Below are 24,012 nucleotides of genomic sequence, written 5' to 3' on the forward strand. Positions count from 1 at the left end.
CAAACGCCTTCGTGGATGTCGCCAGGTTCAAAACAGCACCTTTCGGTTGAGCGCATGATCCGGATCGAGCGCCGAGCGGACACGTCGCATGACGTCCAATGCCCCCGGAGAGACATGCCCGGGCAGGAAAGCACGCTTCAACCGACCGACACCATGCTCCGCCGTAAGCGCGCCGCCGAACTCGCCGACGACCCCATACACGCAGTGCTCGATCTCGATCTCCCGCGCGGCCGTATCGGGTCCGATGTGGATGCCGAGGTGCAGGTTGTTATCGCCCAGATGACCGAAGGTGACCGTGCGGACGCGCGCGAAGCGTTCTTCCAACGCCGCCCGCGCCTCCGCGACGAATGCTTCGGCTCGCCGGATATCGACGCTGATGTCAAAGGAGACGAACGGGCTCATCGCGCGCACGATGATCTCGGAGCCCTCGCGCACGCGCCACAGGTCCGCCGCCTGCTGGCCGGAATTGGCCATCACGGCGTCACCGATCACGCCCGCCGCATAGGCGCCTTCGAGGAAGCGGTCGAACAAGACGGCGTCCGTCTCCGCATCATAGCCCATCGTCTCGACCAGCACGCAGAACGGGAAGCGCGTGTCGATCGGCATGCGGGTCGCATCATGCCCGGCGACGAGGACGTAATAATCCTGCCACATCACTTCGAAGGCGGACAGCGCCGGCAGGCGGCGCGCCCGCGAGAGCAGGTCGAGCACGGCGGCGAAACCCGCCAGCCCCACGAACGCGACATGCTGGCTGCACGGCGCCGCCACCAACCTCAGTACGGCGCGCGTGACGATGCCGGTCGTTCCTTCGGACCCGATGAAGAGATGCTTCAGATCGTAGCCCGTATTGTTCTTCACCAGCCGGTTCATGGCGCTCACCACCGTGCCGTCGGCCAGCACGGCTTCGATGCCGAGCACGTTGGCGCGCGTCATGCCCCAGCGCACGACGCGATTGCCTCCCGCGTTGGTGGCGATACTGCCGCCTACCGTGGCGCTGCCCTTCGCGCCGAAATCCACCGGATACAGCAGATCACGCTCGGCAGCCGCGTTCTGCACCGCCTCGATCGTTACCCCGGCCTCCACCGTCATGCACGGCCCGACCGGATCGACCTCCTCGATCCGGTTCATCCGCTCAAGCGACAGCACGATGTCGTCCGCATCGGCATAAGCGCCGCCTGCCACGCCGGTGCGCCCCCCGTGCGTCACCACGCCTTGCCCGCGCGCCTGACAAAAGGACAGGATGCGAGACACGTCTTCGGTGCAGGCGGGACGGACGATGGCCGGGCCCAGCGGCGGCACCGGGCGGAAGGGATCGCAGGAGCGCGCCCTTACGTCGGTGCCGGTCACCAGGCCCCGATCGCCCACGATCGCTCTCAAACCCTCGATCAGCGCCTCGTCGTGCGGGCGGGCGCGTGCCGCCATCAGGCTGCGATCGCCCGCCGGGTCTGGATCAGCTCGATCGCATACCCATCCGGATCCTTGACGAAGGCGAGCAGTGGCGCGCCTTCCATCATCGCCTTCGGCGCGCTTCCCGGCGTGCCGCCATGGTCCGCCAGACGATCGTACATGGCGGCGACATCCGGCACGCCGATGGCGATGTGACCATAGCCCGATCCGTGCGAATAATCCTCGGAGCGGTCCCAATTCCACGTCAGCTCTATGGCGGCCGGCCCGTCACGATAGCCGGCGAAGGAGAGGAACAGGATCGAGAAACGACCCTTATCGAAGTCGTAGCGGTCCAGCAGGGCCATCCCCAAACCATCACGGTAGAACCGCAGGCTCGCATCCACGTCGCGCACGCGCAGCATCGTGTGCAGCAGGCGCGGCCGATCCGCCGCGTCCCCCCAGGCCCACATCGGATCGATACTGGCGGCACTCACCACGGCGACCTCACTAGTGTCGGACCGGCGGGACCGTAGCGCGTTACGGGCCGTCTGCGTTGCCGAAGCCGGCACCGGCGATTGTCCGGTCCTGCACTCCCCGGATCAGGCCGCCTCCAGCTGGTGCGTCCGATCCCACGCGCTCTCCAGTTCGATCGCCTCCATGGACGGTTCCATATGGGCGGCGCGATATTCGCGCGGCGGGCAGCCATAGGTCGTCTTGAACATGCGGCTGAAATGAGCCGCGCTCTTGAAGCCGGACATATAGGCGATCTCGTGGATCGGATAGTCGCGGGTGCTGGGCGCCACCAGCCAGTCCCGTGCCTTAGGCAAGCGATTCTTCCACAACAGTTCGGAGAAGGACGTGTTGTTGGCCTTCAGCACATAGCAGAGGTAGCGCGGCGAGATGCCGCAGCTTGACGCCACCTTGTCATAGCACAAATCGGGATCGGTGAGGTTCATCAGGATGTAGTTCTCGATATCCATCAGGCGGCGATCCACCAGCCGCTGGCGCCTCGGCATATCGAGGTTGCGCGCGCGCAGATTGTCGGCGATCGCCTCAAGCAGGCTCTCGACCAGGGGCTTGGCGGCCTGCCGGCTAAGCCGTTCGCCATCCTCGACAAGCAGTTCAAGCAGTCGCTGGATGATGCTGCCCTCGGGCGTTTGCAGGCTGAACGCGCCGGTGAACTTGTCGGCTTCCTGCAGGTGCCCGAGGAACATGTCGGGCGGCACGATCGCCTGATAGGATTCGTGGGGAGACAGCCCGTCATTCTGCAAGGTCGCCGAAAACGGCACGTTCGAATCGAGGATGCCGGCCTCGCCCGCGTTGATCGTGCAGGCGCCCTGCGCGCGAACGATCTTCAGCGATCCCTGCTTGACGAACCAGATGACGCGGAAGCCCACCTTGTTGCTGCGGATATGCTGGGACGAGCGCCGATATGACATGGCCGCACGCGTGACGAGGTGCGTCAGCGAAATCGGATAGCGCAGCGCCTTCTCGAACACGATGTCGGAAGCCTCGCCGGTAGGCATGTCGAGATCGCCATCATAGAATTCGCGCCGGGACATTTCCGCCCAGTTCCTGCGGGCATCCGCCGGGTTCGTTCCGGTGCTGGAATAGAGCCGCTGCATCAGTCTCTCCTGCGTGATCGGGCCGGGTTGCTCCCGGCGCCATGCCATATCGAGATATAATCAGACCGTACCGAACCCCGGAGATCCGTCGCCTCTTGTTCGAGCATGGGCAAAAATCGGCTCGAAACGCCCAGACTATGCAGGGAGCGATAAGAATCTGCGTTTTCGAGAATGACTATTCACCACAGGGAATAGCCCGTCAACAGCAAATCTCATTGATATGGCCGCGCAGTGCCAGTTGCAGCGGAAGGGGCGTTGCCGCCGATGTGGCGGAGAGAGCGTGCGGTCTCCAGTGTCTGACCGGGTCCGCTAACCCGCAGAAAACCGGCCCGATACAAGCGGTGGAGGGAGCGGGATGCGACGCCCGCTCAAACCCCGCACCATCTGTGCGGGGCAGCGCACGTCCATGTTACCGGCTTTTGGCTGGCTTCGTCCGCGAACGCCTCGCAGCGTCGCCGCGAGAGACTGGCACGTTTCAGGCCACCGTGGCCGCCACCGGTTTCACGACCTCGGCAGGCGCCTCGAACGCCGCGAGGAGATCGCGGCGGTTGCGCTCATACTCCTCCACCGATGCATCCTTCACCGGACCGTAGCCGCGTATGTCGTAAGCGGCTCCGGCAAGCTCCACCGCCGTGGTGAGCCGCCGCTGGTCCACCCGAGAGACGATCTCGCGAATCAGCGCGCGATAGTCCTCGATCTGGCGCCGTTCCATGCGCCGCTCCGCCGTGTAGCCGAATGGATCGAAGGCGGTTCCACGTAGGCCCTTGAACTTCTGGAGCACCTTGAAGACGGGGAGCATCCACTGCCCGAAAGCGCGCTTGCGCGGTCGCCCGCTGGCGTCCCTGCCGGGCAGCGTCGGCGGCGCCAGATGGAACGTCACCTTGAAATCGCCGTCGAACTGCTCGCGCAGCCGTTTCATGAACTGCGGATCGGCGTGCAGCCGGGCGACCTCATACTCATCCTTATAGGCCATCAGCCGCGCCAGCGTCAGTGCCACCTCCCGCACCAGCAGGTCGCCGCCATCCAGCGCCTTGCCGGCCACCGCCCGCTCAATCTCGCGGACGAAGCCGAGATAGCTGTCGGCATAGGCCTTGTCCTGGTACGCGGTAAGCAGCGTCGCGCGGCTGTCTAGCAGCGCGTCCAGCGTGTCGATCGAAGGCGCGTCCGGCTTGCCCGCGACGGCGCGCGCCAGTTCCTCCGGCGCATGGGCCGCCAGTCGGCCGAGCGCGAAGGTCCGCAGATTACCCTTCACGAACGTGCCGTTCAGCCGGATCGCCTCCTCGATAGACTCGATCGAGACCGGCAGCAGGCCCTGCTGTGCCGCATAGCCCATCATCATCACGTTGGTGGCGATGCTGTCCCCGGTCAGGTCGGTGGCGAGGCGGGTGGCGTGGAACGGCATGAACGGACCGCCACGCAGCGCATCCCGTATCGTCGCTTCCAGCGCCTCGCCGCCCAGGTCCATCTTGCGATTGGTCTGGAACTCGCCGGTGGGTGTCACGTCGCGGTTCGCGATCGCCACCGTTCGCCCCGGTTTCACCGTCCGCAACACCTCCGCCGCCGTAGCGACGATCATATCGCACGCGAGGATCAGGTCCGCCGTGCCGATCCCCAGGCGCGACGTGTAGATACCGTCCGGCGATGGCCCGGTGCGGATGTGGCTCGTCACCGCGCCACCTTTCTGCGCCATGCCGGTCAGGTCCAGCACGGTGCAGCCCTTGCCTTCCAGGTGCGCCGCCATGCCGAGCAGCGCGCCCACCGTCAGCACGCCCGTGCCACCGATCCCCGCCACGAGCATGTTATGACCATGCTCGTCGATCGGCAGCACCGCCGGCGTCGGCAGTGCCGCGATCAGACGATCGAGCTGCTGCGGATCGCCGCTGCTGCGGGTGGCGATCCTGGCGCCGGTGACGGTGACGAAGGACGGGCAGAAGCCTTTGACGCAGCTGTAATCCTTGTTGCAGGTCGATTGATCGATCTGGCGCTTGCGGCCGAACTCCGTCTCCAGCGGCTGGATCGAGACGCAGTTGGACTGCACCGAGCAGTCGCCGCACCCTTCGCAGACCTCGGGATTGATGAAGACGCGCTTGTCGGGATCGGGAAAGGTGCCGCGCTTGCGACGACGGCGCTTCTCGGTCGCGCAGGTCTGCTCGTAGACGATCGCCGACACGCCCTGCCGCTCGCGCAGCATCCGCTGGAGCGCGTCCATATCGTCGCGGTGATGCACCTCCACGCTGGCCGGCAGGCCGGCGTCGCGCCACTTCTCCGGATCGTCGGACACGAAGATGACCGGCGAGACGTTCTCGGCGACGAGCTGGTTGACCATGTCGCGCGGGGTCAGCTGCGCTTCCACCGGCTGCCCGCCGGTCATCGCCACCGCATCGTTGTAGAGCAGCTTGAAGGTCATGTTCACCTTCGCCGCCACCGCCGCGCGGATCGCCAGCACGCCGGAATGCGAATAGGTGCCGTCGCCCATGTTCTGGAAGATATGCTCGCGCTCCGTCAGCGGCGCGACCGAGACCCAGGGCATGCCGTCTGCGCCCATGCCGACCGGCTGCATCGTGCGGCGCTCGGGCATCACATAGGCGGCCAGCCCCTGACAGCCCACCGCCGCGATGGCGATGCTGCCCTCCGGGATCTTCGTGCTCGTATTGTGCGGGCAGCCCGAACAGTAGAAGGCCGGCCGATATTTCGTGCCGCCGATGGTAAGCGCCTGTCCTTCCAGATCGTGGAACCGGGCATAGCGCTGTTCCGCGCCCTCGTCCGCCAGATCGATCTGGTTCAGCGCGGCGCGAACCGCCTTGCGGACCAGCGCCGGGGTGAGCTCGCCGACCGAAGGCAGCAGCGCCGCGCCGGCCAGATCCTGCTTGCCCATGATCGCCGGCCGCCGGTCGGACGGGACCGCGTACAGCATGCGGGCAAGCTGATCCTCGATCACCGGCCGCTTTTCCTCGACCACCAGCAGCGCTCGATGTCCTCCGGCGAAGGCGGTCGCCGCCGCCGGCTCCAGCGGCCAGATCAGGGCCGGCTTGTAGACGCGAATGCCGAGTTCGCGGCATCGCGCGTCGTCCAGGCCGAGGTCCTGCAACGCTTGCCGCACATCGAGGAAAGCCTTGCCCGCCGCCACGATGCCCAGCGTGCGCCGGTCGCTCTCCACCGCGACCCGGTCGAGCGGATTTGCCCGCACCCAGGCAGCCGCCGCCGGCAGCCGCTTGTTCACGACCCAGTCCTCCTGCACCAGCGGCGGCAGGTTACGACGCAGGTTCAACCCTTCGGGAGGCAGCGTCCAGTCCGGCGTTGCGAACGCGCGATGGATGTCGGGCAGGTCCACCGACGCGCTGAGATCGAGCGTATCGGTGATGCATTTCAGCCCGACGTAGAGGCCGCTGTAGCGCGACAGCGCCCAGCCGTAGAGGCCGTATTCGAGGATCTCGGCCGTCGTTGACGGATAGAGCACCGGCAGGAAGCCGGCGATCAGGGTGTGTTCGGACTGGTGCGCGCTGGCCGAGGATTTGCCGCCATGGTCGTCGCCTGCCACGGCCAGATAGCCGCCAAGCGCGGAAGAGCCCTCCAGATTGCCCAGCTTCAGCGCCTCGCACGCGCGGTCCACACCCAGGCCCTTGCCGTACCACAGGCCGAACACTCCCTGGAAACGCGACTTGCCGAACCACGCGAGTTCCTGCGTGCCGCGAATGGCGGTGGCAGCCAGCTCCTCGTTCAGCCCCGGCTCGAAGCGGACGTCATGCTCGTCAAGCAGCGCCTGCGCGCCCCATAGCGCGGCATCGTAGACGCCCAGCGGAGAGCCGCGGTAGCCCGAGATATAGCCCGTCGTCGCCAGCCCGGCGGCGCGATCCCGCCGCGCCTGATCCAGCGGCAACCGCACGAGCGCCTGATTGGACGACATGAAGACTCGGCCGGCCGGCTGCACATATTTGTCGTCGAGCGTCGTTACCGATTTCGTCATGATGAAGCTGACCTTCGTTCTGGCGGCGGCGTTCTGGCAGCCGGGCGCGGCCGGCCCGCGAGCACGGGGCGATATGCCTGATTAGCAGAGCCGCGCCGCCGTCTTCTTGTCCGTGGATGATCGCGCGAATGAGCGTGGTTGATATATGCCCTCCGCGAGCCTGCGTTTGCCGGTACGCGCAGTTCCTCTGCCTTCATCAGACAAGCCGCTCCAGCGCGTCCGCGCTATGCCGTCGGAAACCGGACGAGGAGCAGCGGATGGAAGGTTACAGGCTTTCGGGCAAGGTGGCGCTCGTTACCGGCGGCGGCATGAGCGTGAACGGCCGCTCCGGCCGCGTGGACGGAATCGCCGGGGCGGCGCCCCGGCCGAGTTCCGGCGCGGCCAGCCACAGCTGTGGCCATGTCCTCGCCGCGGACGGCGGCTGTCTCTCCCGCTGACCGGAGCCTGTGCATGTCATACGAGAACATAAGGCTGCACGTGGCGGATGGCGTCGCGCGTCTCACTCTCGCCCGGCCGGCGGCGCTGAACGCGCTCAGCCGCGCGCTACTCGGCGAGTTCATCGACGCCCTCGACGTGATCCGCGGGAACGACGCGGCACGGGTGCTGCTCATCACCGGCGCAGGTCGCGGGTTTTCCAGCGGCGCCGATCTCAGCTCGGGCGGGTCGCCGGCCGGCTCCGCCGGGTTCGATGCCGGACAGGTGCTGGAGGAATATTATAATCCGCTGATCGAGCGGATGTTCGATCTGCCGATCCCGATCGTCGCAGGGGTGCATGGCGCAGTCGCAGGTGCGGGATGCATGATCGCGCTCTCGGCCGACATCGTTGTGGCGGCGCGCTCGGCCTTCTTCCTGCAGGCGTTCGTCAATGCGGGCCTGGTGCCGGATGCCGGCAGCATGTGGCTGCTGCCGCGCCTGATCGGCCGCGCCCGGGCTCAGGCAATGATGATGCTGGCCGAACGCCTTTCGGCCGAGAAGGCGGCCGAATGGGGCATGGTCTACGAAGTGGTTGAGGACGATGCCCTGGCGGATCGCGTGGCGGCGATCGCCGATCGGCTCGCCAGGGGGCCGACGCGGGCGCATGCGCTTATCCGCCGCGGCGTCCGCGCGGCGCTGGACTCAACCCTTTCCGAAACGCTCGCCATGGAGCGCGCGGCGCAGCGTGAGGCGGGCGCCAGCGAAGATTTCCGCGAGGGTATCGCGGCCTTCCGCGAAAAGCGCCGCCCACAATTCACCGGCCGCTGAGCGGCATGAAAGGATATCCGATGACGAAGACCGCAAGCGGGCCGTTGAGCGGCGTGAAGGTGCTGGAGTTCGCCGCCCTCGGCCCCGGTCCGTTCGCCGGCACTTTCCTGTCCGATCTCGGCGCGGATGTGCTGCGCGTCGAGCGCCCGGGCGCGCCGGACCCGAAGCCCGAGCGCTTCGACGCGCGGGGCCGCAAGACGATCGAGCTCGATCTGAAGCGGCCTGAGGCCGTCGCCGAATGCCTGCGGCTGGCCGAACATGCCGAACTGCTGTTTGAGGGCAATCGGCCCGGCGTGATGGAGCGTCTGGGCCTCGGCCCGGAAGTCGTGCTCGCCCGCAATCCGCGTCTGGTCTACGGTCGCATGACCGGCTGGGGGCAGTATGGCCCTTATGCTCATGCCGCCGGGCACGACATCAACTATCTCGCCCTCACCGGCGCGCTGCACGCGATCGGCACGGCCGAGAAGCCGATCGCCCCTCTGAACCTCGCGGCGGACTATGGCGGGGGCGCGATGTTCCTCGTGTCGGGTATGCTCGCCGCGCTGCTCCATGCCCGCTCCACCGGCGAGGGGCAGGTCGTGGATGTGGGGATGACGGATTGCGCCGCCTATCTCGTCTCCCTGTTCTACGGGATGCTCGCGGGCGGCACGTGGGAGGATCGACGCGAGGCCAATCTGCTGGACGGCGCCGCGCCTTTCTATGACACCTATCGCTGCGCCGACGGCAGATGGATCGCGATCGGGTCGATCGAACCGCAATTCTACGCGATGCTGCTCGACATGACCGGCACCAAAGATCGCCTTGCCGGCGCGCAGATGGACAAAGCGGAGTGGCCCGTGCGCAAGCAGATCCTGCGGGATGTCTTCGCGGGCAGGACGCGGGACGAGTGGTGCGCGATCATGGAGCATAGCGATGTCTGCTTCGCGCCGGTGCTGTCGCTGAAGGAAGCGCCCGGACATCCGCACAATGTGGCGCGCGGCACCTTCACGCAGGTCGCCGGCGCGACAATGCCGGTTCCCGCCCCGCGCTTTTCGGCCACGCCCGGCGCGGTACAATGGGCGCCGGCACCGATCGAGCGGGACAAGGTGACAGCCCTGGCCGCTTGGGGTGTAGAGCGCGGCTGAGCGGCTCAGGCCTGCCGGTACGCGCGTAGTTCGCGGGGCAGGACGCCGACGGCGCGGACGATCTCCATATAGTTCCAATAGTCGGTCGCGCGCGCGATCAGCCCGTCGCGGAACTCGTAGAGCGACAGGCCACGGATCGCGATGGGTGTCCCCGTGCAGTCGACACCGTCGAAATTACCGACGAAGCTGTGTGAAAGCCGCCATTCCGCCACGCCGGTTCGCTCGGTCGCGTCGCAGGTGACGATATCGATGCGCAGATCGGCGCTGTGCTTCTTTACGCGGGCGGCATGCGCGCGAAGCGCCTCGCGCCCCTTCACGCGGATCCCGTAGACCACATCCTCGAACGTGCCGTCGGAGGTAAACAGACGGACGAAGGACTCCACGTCCGGATCGCTCCAGCTTGCCTGAACGGCCCGGATTATCGCGATATGTCGCGCCGGATCGGTCACGCGGTCAAGCAGCGATCAGGCGGGACGAAGCCCAGTCCGCCAGGGCGATGAAATCCTGCCCGGCGCGGGCGATCGTCTCCGCATCGTGCTGGCCGGAGAACATGATGCCGGAGAACCCGTAGCGCACCGCCCCGTTAGCATCCCGGATCGCCACCGCCACAGTGGTAACGCCGGTCGCAAAATTGTCCCGATCGACGGCGAAGCCCTGCGTCCGCGCCTCCCGCACCTGCGCCAGATACTCCTCGAACGTCAGTGGCACCTGCCACCGCAGGCGGCCGAATTCCTCGCGAAGATCCTGCTCCGGTACGTCCAGTTCGCCCGCGATCGCCCGACCCACCGCGCCCATCAGCATCGGCAGGCGCTGGCCGACCGACATGTGGATCCGCATCGGGCTATCACCTTCGATGAAACCGGCGAGTACGATGCGCGCTCCCCTCACCCGGCGCCAGAAGCCAATCGCCATCGAGTAGGAGCTTGCGGTCTGCTCCAGCCGCGGCCGGACGATCGAGAAGGCCTTCAGCGGATCGAGCGCGTTGCGGGCCAGCGAAATCGCGCCGCTGCCCAGCGAATAGCCCTTCGTCAGCGTATCGAAGTCGACGAAATCCTCGGCATGGAGATGCTTGAGGATCTTGAAGCATGAGCTTGGCGCGAGGGAGAGCTCGCGGGCGATCGCGTTCACCCCGATAGGCCGCTCGGTCGAGGCCAGCAGCCGGAGGACCGCGACGGTGGTGGTGACGACGCTGGGTTTCGCGGCCGCGACCGGGGCGGGGTCGGGCTCGTCTTCTCTCAACTTCGCTAGCATAGGGCGATCATCCGTCGGAGGCGCGGACTCCTGATCCGGCGCGAAACGCCACCGTTTGTCACCGGACGCGCGCTGTCAATGACATGGCGGTCTCACCTGACGCCTCCGATCGGCCAATGTGAGGATGGAAACGACGCTTGCCGCGGGCTGTGCGGCTGGAGGCTAAATGTCGTTCACAATCGGAGCACGCAACGCCGCCGCGATAGCCGCTATGGCCTCGATGAGGATAGGAGTTGCAATGGCCGGCCTTCTCGACAGCTTCTCGCATGCGGATATCCCGGCCGGGGCGGAAGCACTGCGTCCGCAGGTCAAGGCCTTTCTGGCGGAGCAGATGGCCGGGCGGCCGGCCGATGCGCGGGCGCGCAGCTGGTCCGGTTTCGATGCGGATTTCAGCCGGGCAGTGGCCGCGAGGGGCTGGCTGGGGCTTACCCTTCCACGCGAATATGGCGGCGGCGGCGCAGATGCCTTCTCCCGCTTCGTGCTGGTGGAGGAGTTCCTCGCCGCGGGCGCGCCCGTCGCCGCGCACTGGATCGGCGATCGCCAGTCCGGCCCGCTGCTGCTGCATTACGGCACCGAGGCGCAGCGACGCCACTATCTGCCGCGCATGTGCGCCGGCGAGATCTTCTTCTGCATCGGCATGAGCGAGCCCAATGCGGGGTCGGATCTGGCCAGCGTGCGCACCCGCGCCATCGGTGGCGAGGACGGCTGGACGCTCAACGGCCAGAAGATCTGGACGACATACGCCCACAAGTCGCATTACATGATCGCGCTGGTGCGAACGTCCGGCACGTCGGACGACCGGCAGAAGGGCCTCTCGCAGTTCATCATCGATCTCAGCCTGCCGGGGATCGACATCAGGCCGATCGTCGATCTGACGGGCGACTCGCATTTCAACGAGGTGTTCTTCGACGACGTCCATCTGCCGGCGGACGCGCTGGTGGGGCAGGAGGGGGCGGGCTGGGCGCAGGTGAACGCCGAGCTGGCCTTCGAGCGTAGCGGGCCTGAGCGCATCTACTCCAGCATCGTCCTGCTGGATTGCTGGGCCGACCATCTGCGTGGCGTGCCGGATGCCCATGCCGGCCTCGCCGTGCTCGGCCGCCTGCTGGCGCGCATGGCCGTGCTGCGGGAGATGTCGATCGCGGTGACGGCCCGGCTGGCGGCGGGCGAATCGCCGGTCATCGAGGCGGCGCTGATCAAGGACATCGGCACCGCGCTAGAACAGGAGATACCCGTCGCGATCGCGGAGGCGCTGGCGGCGCATCCCGAGGTGCCGGTTACGGACGAGCTGCTGCGCACGCTCGCCTTCGTCTCGCAGGTAGCCCCCGCGTATTCGCTGCGTGGCGGCACGCGGGAGATCCTGCGCGGGATGATCGCGCGCGGACTGGGGCTACGCTGATGGACATGGATGATGCCCTTCTCGACCCGTTCAAGCGGCTGCTTGAGCGAATTTCGACAGCGCAGATGGTTCGAGCGTCCGAATCGGCGGGCGAAGTCGCGTCCTGGGTCGAGATCGACGGCTCGGGCTTCGTCGATGCGCTGGTGCCGGAGGCGGCGGGCGGCGTCGGCCTTTCGCTGGCCGATGTCGTGCCATTGCTGCTCGCCGCCGGGGGCGCCCTGCTGCCGGTCGCGCTCGGTGAAACGATGGTGGCGCGTGCCCTGGTCGCGCGCGCAGGCAAGGCGCTTCCTGTTACGACGCCGGTCCTGCTGTGGCCGGCAGATCAGGAAGGACGGCCTCGATCGCTGATCGCCCCGGCCCTGGCCGGCGCGACGCACGCCTTCGTGCAGCAGGGTAAGCAGGCGTCTGTTCGGCCTCTCATGCAGGGAGATGCCGCACCGGATGGCTTCGGCATCGTCGCCGCGCGGCTGGACCCCACCGCCGCGCCGCTGCTCGTCGTCGAGCTGCCGGAGGATGCGCTATTCGCCTGGGCGGCCGCGCTCACCGCCGCTACGATGGCGGGCGCGATGGCGCGGGTGCTCGAGATGACCATGGCGCACGTGAACGACCGTCAGCAGTTCGGCCGGCCGCTCGGCAAGTTCCAGGCGATCCAGCAGCAGATGAGCATGCTGGCAGAAGCCGTCGCGATGGCCGATGTCGCCGCCCGAATCGGCCTGACCGGCCGGCAGGACGCGCCGTCGCGTCTCGACGCCGCCATTGCCAAGACCGTCGCCGACGAAAGCGCAACGACGGTCTGTGCGATAGCCCATGCCGCCCACGGCGCGATCGGGATCACCCGCGAGCACGATCTGTCGCTCTATGTCCGGCGTTTGAAGCGATGGCAGCTGAGTTTCGGCTCGGCGGCTGGCTGGTCGCGGATCGTCGGCGAGGCTCGTCTGGTGGAGACGGGCAACAGTGTCGATTTCATACGGGCGATGCGGCACGACTGAGGCACGCTCCGATCCGGCCCAAGCCGGATCGGAGGCTACGCTCATTCATCGATCCACTGTACCGCATCTTCGATGGAGGCACGGCGAGAGCGGAAGCTGTTCGCGGGGTGGGCCTGCTCCGGGTAGCCGAAGGACGCTCCCAGCACGATCATGCGATCGTCCGGGATGGCGAAGTGCGCGTGCATGAGCGGCGCGTAGGCGGCAAGCGCCGCCTGTGGGATCATGCCCAGGCCGAGGCTCTGCGCTGCGAGCAGGACCGTGCCGACATAGAGGCCGCTGTCGATAGCGCCATAGGTGCCGAGATCGCGCGGCGACGTGACGATCATCGCATGCGGCGCGCCGAACAGTCGAAAATTCTCCAGCGCCTGCTTCCCGGAAGCAGCCCTGTCGCCATAAGCGATGCCCACGCTCTCGTAGAGTTGCCAGCCGACCTCGCGTTGCCGCTCCTTGTAGACGCCGCGATAGACCTCCGGGAACGCGAAGTCCGGCGCGAGTTCGGCTCCGCCGCCGGTCGACGCATCGGCGAGCGCGCGTTCGAACAGCGCCTTGCGGAACCGCTCGGTCCCCTCTCCCTCGGTGACGATCACCTGCCAGGGCTGGGAGTTGCACCAGGAGGCGGACATTTGGGCGATTTCCAGCATCCGCGCGATCGTCGCGCGCGGCACCGGCTGCGGGCTGTAGCTGCGGCAGCTGTAGCGTTCGGCGAGCAGGCGCGAGAGCATGACCGATTCGGGCGACCAATCCTGCCCGCCCGTGCTGTCGTCGAGCGGGCGTCTTTCTTGTTGGGCCAAGCGTGGTTCCTTCCTGAAATGCCCCTCCTGATAATCAGCCGGCGACGAGCGTGAAATCCCGGTGCGCCGACAGGCATGCGCGATTGCGTGCCGTGTGATGGGCGGAGTGGGCGCAGACCCTATGATCCGGCCGACAAGCAGAGAGGGCATCCACATGGCCGCAACGAAGCCGGACAGCGGATCGGAACGGCCAGTCGCCGGCCGTTTTCAGACGATGCTGATGTGCTTCCTGGCGCAGAACATGGTCCTCGGTCTCGGCTACGGATCGTTCGGGCCGCTGCTCGCCGCCAACCAGGCACATCTGGACGTGAGCCGCGCCGCCGCGGCCGCCGGCATAAGCATGATAACGCTGGCGACCGGCGTCCTTGCGCCGCTGACGGGCGGCCTGCTCCAGCGATATCGAGTCCGCGACATCATCATCGCGGGCGTGGGGCTGAGCGGTTCGGCCTATCTGCTGCTCGCCGTCACCGACAGATATGGTGTCGCGCTGCTCTGCTACGGCATGGTCGGTACCGGCATGGTGCTGGCGGCGATCCTGGCGCCGGTCACGCTCGTCACCCGCTGGGTGGATACAGGGCGCGGCAAGGTGCTGAGCCTCGTCAACCTGCCCGTCGCCCTGTTCGTGGCGCCCTATCTGATCGGCATCATCCTGCCGGCCGTCGGGCGCACGGCGGTTTTGCTGGGCATGGGTGCGGTATCCCTCGCCCTGATCCCTCTCGTCGCCGCTCTGGTGCGGGAATGGCCGCCCGGTACGGCGTCGGCCATCGGGCGGAAGGCCGCGCCTGCCAACGGTGCTCCGCGCGCGGCCGCGCCCGGCCCGTCGCCGCTGGCGCATCCCGGCTTCTGGCTGGAGGCGCTGGGCATCGCGCTGATGGCGGGAACCGGAGTGGTCTTCATGGTTCACATCGTGCCGTTCGGCATGGGGCGTGGCCATTCGCTTGGAACGGCGGCGGGGTTGATATCCACCTATGCGGGGGCAGGGCTGCTCGGCACCCTGTTCTTCGGCTGGATCGTGGACCGGCTCGGTTCGGCGCCGGCGCTGGTGCTGAGCGCCGCCACGCAGGCGTGCATGTGGTGGCTGCTGCTGCTGGTCGATGGCCCGGCCATGTTCGCGGTCGTGGCGATCCTCGGGATGTGTTGCTCGCCGATGATGGCGTTGCATGGCGCGGCGCTGGGCGCGCTGTTCGGCGCGAACGGCGTTAGCCGGGCGATGGGCTACAGCTTCATGGTGAAGCTGCCCTTCATTTTCGGCTATGGCCCTGCGGCGGGCGTGCTGTTCGATTTGACAGGCGGCTATGCGCTGCCGTTCATGCTCTGCGCGGCGTCGCTGGGGCTGGCGACCCTGTCCTTCGCTGGCCTGACGGTCGTGATGAGGCGCGGGGCGAGCGGCCGCGTCGCGACCGCGTGACGCCGCCGCGCCTAGCAATCTGACAGGAACAGAAGGACGCAATGGACGAGATCGGGCACAAAGTCGTTACCGCGACCCATGGTTTCCTCAAGCGGCTGGTCGCCTCCAACATCCTCGACGGTGATCTGCTGACGGAAGCGCATATGGCGGTGACGGCGATCGGCTACGAACTGGCACGGAGCGGCTATGACAAGGCGCATTTGCGTGATGTCCGTGAGGCTGAATCCGTGCTGACGGCTAGCCTGCAGGCGGCGGCGGGGGCGGCCAACGCAGCGCCGGCTGCGCGCACGTGGCAGGACGATTGGCAGGCAGGCGTAGGCGCGGCCCTTGCCACCCTGATCGAGGCGGGCGACCCCGCCGTGGCGGACGACGCCGCCGTGGTGCGGCATCTGCGTGAGTTCCTGGTATCCTATCATTCGCCAATGGATCCGGTGGTGAGCGCCGGCACGCGCAGCACCTATCAAGGCGGAAGGGGCGATCGCGCGCGGGACGAGGAGGGAGGCGGAGCGATCTACATCACCGCGCCGCGTCTGCAATCCTACCTGGCTGAGCGCTTCCCGGACCAGAAGACGGTTGTGCGATCAGTCGAGCGGCTGATGGGCGGCTATTCGAAGGAGACCTACATCGTCCGGCTGGATGAAGGACAGGGCGAAGGCACCATCGTGATCCGCAAGGACGGCTACGGATTGCCGACCGGATCCAGCGTCGCCAGCGAATATGCCGTGCTGCAGGAGGTGTTCGGGCTGGGCATGCCGGTGGCCGAGCCGCTCTGGCTGGAAGCGGATACCGGGCCGTTCGCCGCTGCCTTCATGGCGGTGGGCCATGTCGCCGCCAAGCCCGCCAATCAGGTCGTGCCGGAGGATGCGGCCGGACGCGCGGCGTGGGCGGACGCCTTTGCGCGGGCGCTAGCGCTGCTGCACCGCGAGACGGCGCGCCCGGGCGCGGACGTACGGGCCGTGCTGCGCGAGGAGATCGCCGATCTGCGCCGCCGCATGCGCGAGCGCGAGCGCGCGCCCCATCCGGGGCTGAGCCTGGGCCTCGCCTGGCTAGAAACCCATCTCGACGATCTCGCCGGCCGGCCTGCCTGTCGGGTGCATGGCGACTTCGGTTTCCACAACCTGCTGATGAGCGGCGACAGGTTGATGGCGGTGCTCGACTGGGAGTTCAGCCACATCGGCGATCCGGTCGAGGATCTGGTGATGTTCCGCCCGTTCATGGAGCAGATCGGCTGCTGGGATCGCTTCATCGCGCTGTATGAGGCGGAATCGGGTTTCCGCTTCGATGCGCGCGGCGGCCGCTATTTCGGCGTGTGGACGGAAGTGCGCAACATGATCGCGTGCCTCGGTTCGCTGAACTCCCTGCTGCTGCCGCAGGTGACGGACGTCGCCCTTTCGGTGGCCGGCACCATCTACATTCCGAAATATGAGATCGCCGTGCTGGATGCGGTGATAGGAGGCAAAGAAACGGATGTCTGACACGATCGAGTGGACCAAGAGCAGTCGCGGCTTCGGCAAGGCGACCGATCAGGACGACTTCTATCACGGGCGCAACCAGCCCGAGAAGCATCACGAGATGACCGAAACCTGGTATTGGGGCTTCTACGAGCCGCAGTCCAACCTGCACGGCTTCATCCACATCTGGACGCATCCTAACCTGAACCTGTGCACCGGCGGCCTGTTCGCCCATTTTGGCCACAAGCGGGAGCATCTTGCGGCGGAACTGTTCGACTTCCGCAACTTCACACCGGACACGATCTTCGATGCCGAGGGCAATATCAGGCTGGCGAACGGCCTTTCGGTGACGTTCGAGAAGCCGATGGAACGGGCACGGATCACCTACGAGAATCCGGATCGCGCCTTCCGGCTCGACATGGTGCAGACGGCGGTGCAGCCGCCGATCGTGCGCGCGAACGACCGCCATTTCGAGCAGACGATGCGGGCGGTCGGTTCCGTCACCTACGAAGGGCGGGACTATGCCTTCGACAATCTCTCGATCCGCGATCGTTCGTGGGGCGAGCGGCGACCGGAGGAAGGACACAAGATCCCTCCTTATACGTGGATGAACGGCGCGTTCTCCGAAGACTTCTCCTTCTGCATATCGGGCATGGACGATCCGGCGCTGAAGCCGGACTGGCTCGGCCTGTACGACATCCCGCGCGACAAGCTGATGAGCGATGCGTGGATCTACGACCACGGCAAGATGCTGCGGCTGGAAAGCCTGTCGAAAATAACCGAGCGCGCTGACGATGGCTTGCGCCCCGTCCGCAACGTGATCGACTGCGTGGCGGAGGACGGCCGCCAGTTTCGCTTCGTCGGCGAGATCACCGCGAGCAATCCGTGGCACAGCTGGCAGAATGCGCTGTGCCATTGCGGGCTGACTCGCTGGACCTCGCCGCAGTTCGAGGGGGTGACGGGCTGGGGCGAGACCCAGGAGGTGCAATGGAACGACTATGTCGTTCGACGCTGCAAGCCGGTTTGACGGGTATCTCGACAGGATTGGACTACAACGATGGCATATGGCGGAAGTGGCGGCGGCGAACAACCTGTCGCCGGGCCGGGGCATAATGCGCCCTGTTCGAACCGGGATTTCGATTTCTTCTATCGCGGGCTGGAGCAAGGCGCGTTGCTGGCCCAGCGGTGCGGCGGCTGTGGCCGGCTGCGCAATCCGCCGAGCCCCAGCTGCCCGCATTGTCGATCGTTCGAATGGTTGCCAGTGGCGCTTTCGGGCAACGGGCGCATCCACAGCTACACGGTGCATCATCATCCGCCGCTGCCGGGCTTCGCCGTGCCCCATCCGATCGTGATCGTGGCGCTGGATGAGGGTATCCGCATGATGGGGGCGATGGACGGCACGCCGCCGGAGGCGATGGCGATCGACCTGCCGGTTTCGGTCGAGTTCCTGCGGCGCGGCGACAGCGCCGCGTATCGCTTCCGGTTGAGCTGAAGGATCCACCATGTCCGGCTACAGCAACAAGGCCGCGATCGCGGGCTACGGCGCTACTGAATTCTCAAAGAATTCAGGGCGCAGCGAACTGACCCTTGCGGTGGAGGCGACGCTCGCCGCGCTCGCCGATGCGGGGATCGACCCCGCCGAGGTGGACGGCATGTCCTCGTTCACGATGGACAATAATTCGGAGCAGGAGATTTTTCGTAGCATCGGCGGGCGCGACCTGAAATTCTTCACCCGCATTCCGCAGGGTGGCGGCGGCACCTGCGGGCCGCTGTTGCAGGCGGCACTGGCAGTGACGGCCGGCGTGGCGGACGTGATCGTCTGCTATCGCGCGATGAACGAGCGGTCCGAGTATCGCTTCGGCGCGCCGATGTCCGGCCTGCCGCCGACCAGTGACAATGTGGTGTTCGCCTATCACGGCTTCAGCGGCCTGATGACGCCGGCGGCGATGATCGGCATGATGATGCGGCGCTACATGCACGAGACCGGCGCGACGAGCCTCGATTTCGCCAACTATTCGGTCGTCGCGCGCAAGCATGCGTCCACCAACCCGAAGGCGTTCTTCTACGGCAAGCCGATCACGGTGGAGGATCATCAGGCGTCTCGCATGGTTGCCGATCCGCTTCGGCTGCTCGATTGCTGTCAGGAGAGCGACGGCGGCGTCGCGTTCGTCGTGACCAGTGCGGAGAGGGCGCGCTCGCTGCGCCAGAAGCCGGTGCTGATCCGCGCCGCGGCGCAAGGCTCCCCCGCCGGGGTACTCGGCCTGGCCGGCTATTACCGCCCCGACATCAGCCCACGCGACGAATGCGCGGCGACGGCGCGCCAGCTCTACGCCGAGGCGCGGCTGACGCCGAAGGACATGCAGATGGCGATCCTGTACGATCATTTCGGGCCATCGGTGCTGCCCTCGCTCGAGGGGTATGGCTTCTGTGCCTATGGCGAAGCCAAGGATTTCATCAAGAACGGCAATATCGAGGTGGGCGGAACGCTGCCGCTGAACACCCATGGGGGCCAACTGGGCGAGGCGTATATCCACGGCATGAACGGCGTGGCCGAGGCGGTGCGCCAGCTACGCGGCACGGCGGTGAACCAGGTGGCCGGCGTGGCCAACATCCTCGTCAGCGCCGGCAGCGGCGTGCCGACAAGCGGCGCGATCCTGGGCGTCGACGGCTGACGCAGGCTACCGTCAGGCCTGCCCGCGGCAGCCGATCATCGCCGCGCCGCTGCCCGCCAGCGACGCGGCCGGATCGTTGCCGGGGTGGGCGCGGGCGGCGCACAGATCCAGCCACGCCCGTGTGACCGGCGATGACCGATCGATGCCGCGCGCGCCCAGCAGCATCATGAAGTCGTCGACCAGCGCCGCCAGCCGCCGCACAGACGAGGTGAGCTGAACGCGCAGGCGCATGGCCTCGCCTTGCCCGATCACCACGTCGCGCGCGACATGATCCTGAAGGATCGCCACGTTCCGGCGGAAGCTCGCCTCGACAAGATCGATCTCGGCATCGAGGCGGGCGGCGGCGGCGACCGTCGCCGGATCCTCGCGCGAGACCTGGCCCGACCAGGCGGAGACGCGGGAGGCGGCGCGATCCAGAAAGGCGTCGAGCGCGCCGCGAGCCGTGCCGATCGCGAAGTTCGCAATGCCGGCGGAGAATAGATAAAGCCATGGGAGCCGATAGAGCGCCGGCCCCGGCCGATGGATCTTGAGGACGTTGAGCAGACCGGGATCGAGCGTGCGGGTGCGCCATTCCGGCACGAAGATGCCGTTCGCAACGATATCGTTGCTGCCGGTCGCGCGCATGCCGAAGGGATTCCAGACGTCGAGGATCGCATAGTCGCCACGCGGTACCAGGAAGATGCGCAGCTCCGCAGCGCCGGTATCGGGATGCGGCGTGCGGCCGCCGAGCAGCGCCCAGCCGGCGTGGCTTGCCCCGCTGGAGAAGGACCAGCGGCCAGACAGCGTGTACCCGCCGGCGGCGGCCGCCACCTTGCCGACCGGCATGAAGGAGGAGGAGACGAGGGCAGCGGGATCCTGCCCCCAGACGGCCGCCTGTGCGCGATCGTCGAACAGTGCCAGTACCAGCGATTGTACGTTCAGCACGCCGAGCACCCAGGCGGTGGAGGCGCACTGCGCGGCGACGATATTCTGCACGTCGAAGAAGGTGGTCGGATCGGCCTCGTGCCCGCCCCATCGCTGCGGCTGGAACAGGCGGGTGAGCCCGGCTTCGCGCAGCGCGGCGATCGATGCGGCCGGAATGTCCCGCAGCGCCTCCGCCTCGTCCCATCGTGCGCCTATGGCGGGAGCGATCGCCCTTGCCCGCGCGCGCAACATATCGGCGCCGACCGGCGCGAACGACGACAGGGGCGCTGGGGATGCGGACATGAGCGGGTCCTTCGATGGGCCACGGAGACCCTTCCACCGCCGCCGGACAACGCCAAGCGGAACCGCTGCTCCGCCATGCGCAGTTGCGCGCAGAGACAAGGCCGGCCGGTTCAGCGGCCGGTGAATCGCGGCGGCCGCTTTTCGGTGAACGCTGCGGTCGCCTCCTTGTAATCGTCCGTCATGGAGGCGAGGATCTGGGTGCGGTTCTCTAGCTCGATCGCCGCGTCGTAGCTGCCGGCATCCAGATTGTCCCACATCAGGCGCTTTGTATGGGCCACGGCGAACGGGCTGTTCGCGAGCACCTGACGCGCGAGCGTGCAGGCCTCCACCAGCAATCCATCCTCCGCGACGAGACGGACGCAGAGACCGATACGTTCCGCCTCCGCCGCGTCCACCGCGCGACCCGTCAGCATGATCTCGAACGCGCGGGAGGCGCCGATCAGCCGGGGAAGCAGGTAGCTGATCCCACTCTCCCCGGCGGACAGGCCGAGGCGCACCGCCCCGACCATAAAGCGGGCCGAGGGGGTGGCGATTCGCATGTCCGCCGCCAGCGCGATCGCAAGGCCGGCACCCACGCACGGGCCGTTTACCGCGGCGACCACCAACTGCGGCATGGCGCGCAGGCGCCGCCCCATCCCGGCGAACTGCTCCTGCCAGTGCAGCCGCTCGACGAGGCCGCTCGGGCCGGTGCGGTTGCGCGCGTCGGCCGCGGTCACATCCTGTCCGGAGCAGAAGCCGCGCCCTGCGCCGGTCAGGATCAGCGCGCGGATCGCGGGATCGGCGGCGATATCGTCCACTCGCCGGTTGAACAGCGCCACGCTTTCCCGACTGAAGGCGTTCAGCCGTGCCGGATTGTTCAGTCGCAGCACGGCGATGCCGGCTTCCGCCACCTCAACCTCGATCGTTTCGCCGCTACTCATCGCTCTCGTCCTCCCGTGATCGTCCACTCTATAAGTCCACCGGGCGAGCTGCTTGCCTGAGATCGGCCTCGTGCTTGGCTGTAGCCGCATGCCTGTAGTCGGTGATTGCCACGCCGCCCGACGGTGCCGAAACGGTGGCGGCCCGATCCGAGGAGTTGACGCCATCGCCACGAACCCGCCCGAGGTGGACCTTGCGACGCTGTCCGCCTGGATGGACATGCGCGGCCTCGAAACGGGGCCGATACGCAACGCATCGCTTTTAACCGGCGGCACCCAGAACATCCTGATGCGTTTCTCGCGTGGCGGACGAACCTTCGTCCTGCGGCGGCCGCCGGCCAATCCGCGCCCGCAGAGCAATCGCATCATGGAGCGAGAAATACGCCTGCTGGAGGCGCTGTCCGCCACCGATGTACCGCACCCGGCGCTGATCGCCGCGTGCACCGACACGGCGGTGCTGGGCGCGACATTCTACCTGATGGAGCCGGTCGACGGGTTCAATCCAACCGTGTCGATGCCTGCGCCGGCAAGCGAGGACGCCGCCCTGCGGCACCGTATGGGGATCGGCATCGCCGACGGCCTGGCCTCGCTCGCCATGGTGGATCCCGAGGCGGTGGGGCTGGACGATTTCGGGAAACCCGACGGCTTTCTCGCCCGGCAGGTTGGCCGCTGGGCGGGCGAACTGGACGGCTATGCGCGGTTCGAGGGTTGGGACGGGCCGCAGTCGCTCGGCGACGTCGCCGCGGTCGGCCGCTGGCTGGACGGGCGCCTGCCGCAGGAGATGCGGCCCGGGATCATCCACGGCGACTATCATGTCGGCAACATGATCTATGGCGACGACGGCGCGCTGCTGGCGATCGTGGACTGGGAGATGGCGACGCTGGGTGATCCCCTGGTCGATCTCGGCAGGCTGCTGGTGAGTTGGCCGGACGACCGCGGCGCGCTGCCTTTCACGATGCGGGTGGCGCCGCTGGACGGCTTTCCGACGCGTGCGGAAATGATCGCCCGCTACGCGGCGCGTACCGGGCGCGACATGGCCGACCTGCCCTGGTTCGAGGTGCTTGCCTGCTACAAGCTGGGCATCATCCTGGAGGGCACGCATGCCCGGTCGCAGGCCGGCCTGTCGGACGCGGCGACTGGGCGGCGGCTGCACGCCTCCGCCGTCGCCCTGCTCAATGAGGCGCGACGGATCATCGACAATAGCTGACGGCCAGAGCGGGAACAGATTATGGATTTCGAACTCTCCGAGCGCCAACGCGAGATGCAGGGGCGCGTGCGGGCATTCATGGCCGATCACGTCATCCCAGCCGTGCCGGCCTACGTGGCCGAACTGACGGCCGAGCGGTGGCGGCAGCCCGCCACCTTGCAGGCACTGAAGCAGAAGGCGCGCGCGGCGGGGCTGTGGAACCTGTTCCTGCCGCCTTCGCCCGAGCACGATCATGGCCCCTATCGCGGTGCCGGCTTCTCCAACCTCGATTATGCTGTGCTCGCCGAGGAGATGGGACGGGTGACGTGGGCGTCGGAGGTGTTCAACTGTTCCGCCCCCGATACCGGCAACATGGAGGTGCTGCATCGCTACGGCACGCGGGAGCAGCAGGATCGCTGGCTGAAGCCCCTGCTGGATGGCGAGATCCGCTCGGCCTTCGCCATGACCGAGCCGGACGTCGCCTCCTCCGATGCGACGAACATGCGCACCACGATAGTGCGCGACGGCGACGACTATGTCGTCAACGGCCGCAAATGGTGGATCTCGGGCGTCGGCGATCCGCATTGCCGGATCATCATCCTGATGGGACGCACGAACCCCGATGCGCCGCGCCATCAGCAGATGTCGCAGGTGCTGATCCCGATCGACACGCCCGGCATCACGATCGGCCGGATGCTGACGAATTTCGGCTATGACGATGCGCCGCACGGCCATTTCGAACTGGCGCTGGACGACGTGCGCGTGCCTGCCGCCAATATGCTGCTGGGGGAGGGGCGCGGTTTCGAGATTTCGCAGGGGCGGCTCGGGCCGGGGCGCATCCATCACTGCATGCGCATCATCGGCATGGCGGAGGTCGCGCTGGAGAAGATGGTGCGCCGCCTGATGGAGCGTTCCACCTTCGGCCGGCCGCTGATCCAGCAGAGCGTGTGGGAGCAGCGCATCGCCGAGGCGCGCATAGACATCGAGATGGCGCGGCTGCTGACGCTGAAGGCGGCGGACATGATGGACAAGGTGGGCAACAAGGTGGCTCGGCTGGAGATCGGGATGATCAAGGTGGCGGCGCCGCGGATGGCGCTGCGGATCATCGACAACGCGATCCAGGCGTTCGGCGCGGGCGGACTGGACAGCGACGCCGGCACGGCGGCGCTGTTCGCGCGCGTGCGTGCGCTGCGGATCGCGGACGGGCCGGACGAGGTGCACGCGCGGACGATCGCCCGGCTAGAACGGCAGCGTTACGAGACCGCTTGACTCAGCCGCGTGTCACCCATTCGGCACAGTAACGTTTGAACGGGATCGGATGCTCGCGCGGTCAAGCCGACGTTCCCCAATGGTCAAAAAGCGACGACCTTAAGCTGTTAGAGAAGCGCGGCGAGCCGAGAGGCT

21 protein-coding genes and 1 pseudogene are annotated in these 24,012 nt (G+C 67.2%); 13 read left to right on the forward strand and 9 right to left on the reverse strand.

Going from position 1 to position 24,012, the window contains the following annotated elements:
* Positions 1 to 27: 27 nt before the first annotated feature.
* The 4 genes from GNT64_RS20945 to GNT64_RS20960 form a co-directional block, all read right to left on the reverse strand.
* On the reverse strand, positions 28 to 1,422 hold the full coding sequence (locus tag GNT64_RS20945) for an FAD-binding oxidoreductase (protein WP_156681248.1): 1,395 nt from the start codon (positions 1,420 to 1,422) through the stop codon (positions 28 to 30).
* Positions 1,422 to 1,883, reverse strand: coding sequence for a VOC family protein (locus GNT64_RS20950; RefSeq protein ID WP_231639136.1), 462 nt, complete (start codon positions 1,881 to 1,883; stop codon positions 1,422 to 1,424). Before GNT64_RS20950 ends, GNT64_RS20945 begins: the two co-directional genes overlap by 1 nt.
* Before the next feature lie 102 nt (positions 1,884 to 1,985).
* A complete protein-coding gene (locus GNT64_RS20955; RefSeq protein ID WP_197277173.1) occupies positions 1,986 to 3,011 on the reverse strand; it encodes an AraC family transcriptional regulator in 1,026 nt (341 codons plus the stop codon).
* A gap of 475 nt (positions 3,012 to 3,486) precedes the next feature.
* Positions 3,487 to 7,050 carry an indolepyruvate ferredoxin oxidoreductase family protein gene (locus tag GNT64_RS20960; protein WP_277873280.1) on the reverse strand — a complete coding sequence of 1,188 codons (3,564 nt, stop codon included), beginning with the start codon at positions 7,048 to 7,050 and terminating at the stop codon, positions 3,487 to 3,489.
* 182 nt (positions 7,051 to 7,232) lie between these two features.
* Here GNT64_RS20960 and GNT64_RS20965 point away from each other — a divergent pair, with 182 nt between their 5' ends.
* The 3 genes from GNT64_RS20965 to GNT64_RS20975 are packed head-to-tail and all read left to right on the forward strand — an operon-like array spanning position 7,233 to position 9,341.
* A complete protein-coding gene (locus GNT64_RS20965) occupies positions 7,233 to 7,412 on the forward strand; it encodes a hypothetical protein (protein WP_156681251.1) in 180 nt (59 codons plus the stop codon).
* Between the two features lie 13 nt (positions 7,413 to 7,425).
* Positions 7,426 to 8,217, forward strand: a complete 792-nt coding sequence (locus GNT64_RS20970; RefSeq protein WP_156681252.1) for an enoyl-CoA hydratase-related protein — start codon at positions 7,426 to 7,428, stop codon at positions 8,215 to 8,217.
* 20 nt (positions 8,218 to 8,237) lie between these two features.
* Complete coding sequence (locus GNT64_RS20975) at positions 8,238 to 9,341, forward strand: CaiB/BaiF CoA transferase family protein (RefSeq protein ID WP_156681253.1); 1,104 nt, start codon at positions 8,238 to 8,240, stop codon at positions 9,339 to 9,341.
* A 5-nt stretch (positions 9,342 to 9,346) separates the two neighbouring features.
* Here GNT64_RS20975 and GNT64_RS20980 read toward each other — a convergent pair whose 3' ends face one another.
* Positions 9,347 to 9,790: a nuclear transport factor 2 family protein gene (locus GNT64_RS20980; RefSeq protein WP_197277174.1), complete on the reverse strand. Its 444-nt coding sequence runs from the start codon at positions 9,788 to 9,790 to the stop codon at positions 9,347 to 9,349.
* Between the two features lie 4 nt (positions 9,791 to 9,794).
* On the reverse strand, positions 9,795 to 10,580 hold the full coding sequence (locus GNT64_RS20985; protein WP_197277175.1) for an IclR family transcriptional regulator: 786 nt from the start codon (positions 10,578 to 10,580) through the stop codon (positions 9,795 to 9,797).
* Positions 10,581 to 10,830: 250 nt separating this feature from the next.
* Here GNT64_RS20985 and GNT64_RS20990 point away from each other — a divergent pair, with 250 nt between their 5' ends.
* Positions 10,831 to 11,988, forward strand: coding sequence for an acyl-CoA dehydrogenase family protein (locus tag GNT64_RS20990; protein ID WP_156681256.1), 1,158 nt, complete (start codon positions 10,831 to 10,833; stop codon positions 11,986 to 11,988).
* A complete protein-coding gene (locus GNT64_RS20995) occupies positions 11,988 to 12,977 on the forward strand; it encodes an acyl-CoA dehydrogenase family protein (protein ID WP_156681257.1) in 990 nt (329 codons plus the stop codon). The genes GNT64_RS20990 and GNT64_RS20995 overlap by 1 nt, the downstream gene beginning before the upstream one ends.
* Before the next feature lie 41 nt (positions 12,978 to 13,018).
* Here GNT64_RS20995 and GNT64_RS21000 read toward each other — a convergent pair whose 3' ends face one another.
* Positions 13,019 to 13,918 carry a nitroreductase gene (locus GNT64_RS21000; RefSeq protein ID WP_231639137.1) on the reverse strand — a complete coding sequence of 300 codons (900 nt, stop codon included), beginning with the start codon at positions 13,916 to 13,918 and terminating at the stop codon, positions 13,019 to 13,021.
* 4 nt (positions 13,919 to 13,922) lie between these two features.
* Here GNT64_RS21000 and GNT64_RS21005 point away from each other — a divergent pair, with 4 nt between their 5' ends.
* The 6 genes and pseudogenes from GNT64_RS21005 to GNT64_RS21025 all read left to right on the forward strand — a co-directional run bounded on the left by GNT64_RS21005 (position 13,923) and on the right by GNT64_RS21025 (position 19,299).
* Complete coding sequence (locus tag GNT64_RS21005; RefSeq protein ID WP_197277176.1) at positions 13,923 to 15,176, forward strand: MFS transporter; 1,254 nt, start codon at positions 13,923 to 13,925, stop codon at positions 15,174 to 15,176.
* A gap of 41 nt (positions 15,177 to 15,217) precedes the next feature.
* Positions 15,218 to 16,651 carry a phosphotransferase family protein gene (locus GNT64_RS21010; RefSeq protein WP_156681259.1) on the forward strand — a complete coding sequence of 478 codons (1,434 nt, stop codon included), beginning with the start codon at positions 15,218 to 15,220 and terminating at the stop codon, positions 16,649 to 16,651.
* Positions 16,644 to 17,654, forward strand: a complete 1,011-nt coding sequence (locus GNT64_RS21015; protein ID WP_156681260.1) for a DUF7064 domain-containing protein — start codon at positions 16,644 to 16,646, stop codon at positions 17,652 to 17,654. The genes GNT64_RS21010 and GNT64_RS21015 overlap by 8 nt, the downstream gene beginning before the upstream one ends.
* A 30-nt stretch (positions 17,655 to 17,684) precedes the next feature.
* Positions 17,685 to 17,867 (forward strand): annotated as a pseudogene (locus tag GNT64_RS22370) (zinc ribbon domain-containing protein); the annotation flags it as partial.
* A 21-nt stretch (positions 17,868 to 17,888) separates the two neighbouring features.
* Positions 17,889 to 18,119: a Zn-ribbon domain-containing OB-fold protein gene (locus GNT64_RS22135; RefSeq protein ID WP_231639604.1), complete on the forward strand. Its 231-nt coding sequence runs from the start codon at positions 17,889 to 17,891 to the stop codon at positions 18,117 to 18,119.
* A gap of 10 nt (positions 18,120 to 18,129) precedes the next feature.
* Entirely contained in the window at positions 18,130 to 19,299 is a 1,170-nt protein-coding gene (locus GNT64_RS21025; protein WP_156681262.1) for a lipid-transfer protein, read from the forward strand.
* Positions 19,300 to 19,311: 12 nt separating this feature from the next.
* Here the strand turns inward: GNT64_RS21025 and GNT64_RS21030 are convergent, their stop codons facing one another.
* A complete protein-coding gene (locus GNT64_RS21030) occupies positions 19,312 to 20,505 on the reverse strand; it encodes an acyl-CoA dehydrogenase family protein (protein WP_156681263.1) in 1,194 nt (397 codons plus the stop codon).
* A gap of 110 nt (positions 20,506 to 20,615) precedes the next feature.
* Positions 20,616 to 21,452 carry an enoyl-CoA hydratase/isomerase family protein gene (locus tag GNT64_RS21035; protein WP_231639138.1) on the reverse strand — a complete coding sequence of 279 codons (837 nt, stop codon included), beginning with the start codon at positions 21,450 to 21,452 and terminating at the stop codon, positions 20,616 to 20,618.
* A 157-nt stretch (positions 21,453 to 21,609) separates the two neighbouring features.
* Here GNT64_RS21035 and GNT64_RS21040 point away from each other — a divergent pair, with 157 nt between their 5' ends.
* Together GNT64_RS21040 and GNT64_RS21045 are read left to right on the forward strand one after the other, a co-directional pair.
* Complete coding sequence (locus GNT64_RS21040; RefSeq protein ID WP_231639139.1) at positions 21,610 to 22,629, forward strand: phosphotransferase family protein; 1,020 nt, start codon at positions 21,610 to 21,612, stop codon at positions 22,627 to 22,629.
* A gap of 21 nt (positions 22,630 to 22,650) precedes the next feature.
* Positions 22,651 to 23,877 (forward strand): acyl-CoA dehydrogenase family protein, encoded by a 1,227-nt coding sequence (locus GNT64_RS21045; RefSeq protein ID WP_156681265.1) that lies wholly within the window; start codon positions 22,651 to 22,653, stop codon positions 23,875 to 23,877.
* Positions 23,878 to 24,012: the final 135 nt, after the last annotated feature.

Source organism: Sphingomonas profundi (assembly GCF_009739515.1).
Taxonomy (GTDB): domain Bacteria; phylum Pseudomonadota; class Alphaproteobacteria; order Sphingomonadales; family Sphingomonadaceae; genus Alterirhizorhabdus; species Alterirhizorhabdus profundi.